At 36.1% G+C, this 2936-nt stretch carries 4 protein-coding genes; all 4 read left to right on the plus strand.

Annotated elements, in window-relative coordinates:
- Nucleotides 1-211: 211 nt before the first annotated feature.
- Entirely contained in the window at nt 212-457 is a 246-nt protein-coding gene (locus ACOYLT_RS11225; protein WP_422853936.1) for a hypothetical protein, read from the plus strand.
- Between the two features lie 285 nt (nt 458-742).
- Nucleotides 743-1030 carry a helix-turn-helix domain-containing protein gene (locus ACOYLT_RS11230; RefSeq protein ID WP_422853937.1) on the plus strand — a complete coding sequence of 96 codons (288 nt, stop codon included), beginning with the start codon at nt 743-745 and terminating at the stop codon, nt 1028-1030.
- Between the two features lie 11 nt (nt 1031-1041).
- On the plus strand, nt 1042-2289 hold the full coding sequence (locus tag ACOYLT_RS11235; protein ID WP_422853938.1) for a type II toxin-antitoxin system HipA family toxin: 1248 nt from the start codon (nt 1042-1044) through the stop codon (nt 2287-2289).
- An 85-nt stretch (nt 2290-2374) separates the two neighbouring features.
- On the plus strand, nt 2375-2936 hold a 562-nt coding region (locus tag ACOYLT_RS11240; protein ID WP_422853939.1), incomplete at its 3' end, for a hypothetical protein.

Consider the following 2936-nt stretch of genomic DNA (forward strand, 5'->3'; position numbering starts at 1 on the left):
TATCAAATTTAAAGTGGGGGTGAATGGCGAGTGGAAGCATGCTAGTATCAGCACTGCGGGTGGACATTCGATTCCCTGGGGTTCTCGATTGCCAAATTATATTTTACTAAAATGTAAATTTGTTCATTACTAAAATGTAAAAACTTTTTTTTGAAGTCTTACTTAGAAATAGCCTTCAAGCAACAACAACTTTTGCTTGCAGGTAAACTTAATGGAGAAAGGAGAATGCGATTTTGTGGTGAAAGAGAAAAATAAAGTAACGAATGCCATTCAAGTTTGCATAGAAGTATCGCAGGAGAATTTACCAAGAGAAGTGAATGGATTGGTGGAAGCGTTAACGTTTTTTGACCTGGAGGAAGGCATTATCATCACGATGAATCAAGAAGATGAAATTATACAAGACGAAAAGAAAATACATGTAATTCCGGCTTGGAAATGGTTTATTCCTGAGAAATAGATTAACAAACTGGTTCAGTGATAATAATCAGGACTTAAATCTTATTCCACAGGGTTGACACTTTTTACCATGAGCGAGTTTATACTGAGTTTGTAGAAGTAATGGGAAGGGTGATTAGCGCAGCGATTGGATTGATTTAAGGCAGAATATACACCCCTGACAGGTTTTTGAAACTTATTAGGGGTTTTTTGCTTGCATTGGAAGTATATTTTATGGAACCATAAAATGCTCATAATGTTTGTTATTACAATCAATAGTTGTATATTTGTATATAATAACGAACAAATGAGCAGCAAAAAACAAATACTCTCTCCCAAATACCATTCTATTTTGGAAACAGTTGGCGAGAATCTGAAGTTGGCAAGAAAACGCAGGAACTTAACCACTATTCAAGTTGCGGAAAGAGCCGATATTGCCAAGTCAACCTTATATGAAATAGAAAAAGGAAGTCCTAAAGTAGCCATGGGAGCCTATTTTAATGTGCTAAAAACCCTAGGACTTCAAAATGATTTTTTAAAACTCGCCTCTGATGACGAGCTTGGGCGCAAATTACAAGACATTGAGCTTCTTTAATCGTTGTAACAATGGCTAATAAAACCGATATATTTGTGTATGCACATTGGCTTGGAATGACTGAACCTAAACGCATTGGAATCTTGTCTGCCCATGAAGGCAAAGGGAGAAAATCATTTAGTTTTGAGTATGAAAAAGACTGGTTAACATCGAATCAAGCTTTTTTATTGGATCCTGATATTCAACATTATTCAGGACCGCAATTTCCTGATTCAAAAGAAAACTTCGGTATTTTCCTCGATAGTATGCCCGATACATGGGGGAGAACTTTACTAAAAAGAAGAGCACATGCTCTGGCCAAAAAACAAGGAAAATCGCCATCAAATTTATACGAAATAGATTTTTTGTTGGGTGTTTATGATGAAAGTAGAATGGGTGCTTTGAGGTTTAAATTGGATCCCCAGGGTGATTTTTTAGATAATTCAGTACATAGTCCTACACCGCCATGGTCATCAGTGGGGCAACTCCAACATGCGGTCGACTGCATAGAAAGCGATCAAGACAATGATGAAGTGCAAAAATGGTTAGCACAATTGATTGCGCCAGGTTCATCATTAGGGGGAGCCAGGCCTAAAGCCAATATACTAGATGAGCATAAACACTTATGGATTGCCAAATTCCCTTCAAAAAACGACACCATAGATAAAGCCGCTTGGGAATATGTAAGCTATCAATTGGCATTAAAAGCGGGGATTAACATGACTGAGTCAAAAATAAGTAAGGTTTCAGGGAAATATAATACTTTTTTTACCAAACGCTTTGACAGGATAAAAAGTGAACGCATTCATTTTGCCTCGGCTATGACCATGACGGGAAATAATGAAGACATACTCCGAAATACAACAGCAAGTTATCTCGACATAGCAGAAGTAATTCAACAATATGGGGCAAATGTTAAAGAAGATTTAGCCCAATTATGGAAACGGATTGTATTCAATATTTTAATTTCAAATACAGATGACCATTTAAGAAACCATGGTTTTATTCTTAGTGATAAAGGATGGTTGCTTTCTCCTGCTTATGACATCAACCCATCTATAGATAAAAACGGTTTATCTTTAAATATAGACATGGACAATAATGATTTGGATATAGAACTTGCTAAAAGTGTTGGGGAATATTTTAGATTAAATAATACCGCCATGAATAATAGTATTGAAGAAGTAAAACTAGGGGTAAAGCAGTGGAAAATTCTAGCTAATGAAATTGGAATTTCAAAATTTGAACAAGAAATAATGAGCGGAGCATTCAAAAGCTAAATTGGGTTCTTATATAGACAAAGGAGAAGCGATGCCCTGAGCTTGCCGAAGGGTAGTAAGCATAAACGCAAACACAGCATAACAAATGAAAAAAATTATTTTCATTGTAATTTATTTTATTGTTTTACAGGCATCTGCTCAAAACAGTGCGGTAATTAAAGGCAGTTTTAGTGCCGCTAAAGAAACAGAGATTCGGTTGATGGGATTTATAGGTACTAAAGATACCTTGCTTGCTCAAACCAAAACCGATGCTTTGGGCAACTTCCTGTTGCAATATCCCAAAAAATACAAAGGTGCCGCTAGCCTTCAAGTTAAAGAAACCACCAACTTGATTGTTTTGTTGAACAATGAAAATGTAGAGATTTCATGGTCCAACTTTAAAGATTTTTCTGTTCTGCAATTCACCAACTCTCAAGAAAACCAAGCGTTTCAGCAAGCCTATACTATAAATATGGATGCCCAGAAAAAATTGGCTGGTCTTACCTACCTTTTACCTTTCTATAAAAATGATCTTTCCAAAAAAGAATTAACTGCACAATTGGAACAAGAAATCAATATTGAAAAAAGCAGGTTTGAGGCGTATCTAAATAAATTGCCCCATACAAGTTATGCCAAAGCGTATCTAAGGTATCGGGCTCTTTTGCAAC

This window comes from Flavobacterium sp. (genome assembly GCF_049318185.1).
GTDB lineage: Bacteria > Bacteroidota > Bacteroidia > Flavobacteriales > Flavobacteriaceae > Flavobacterium.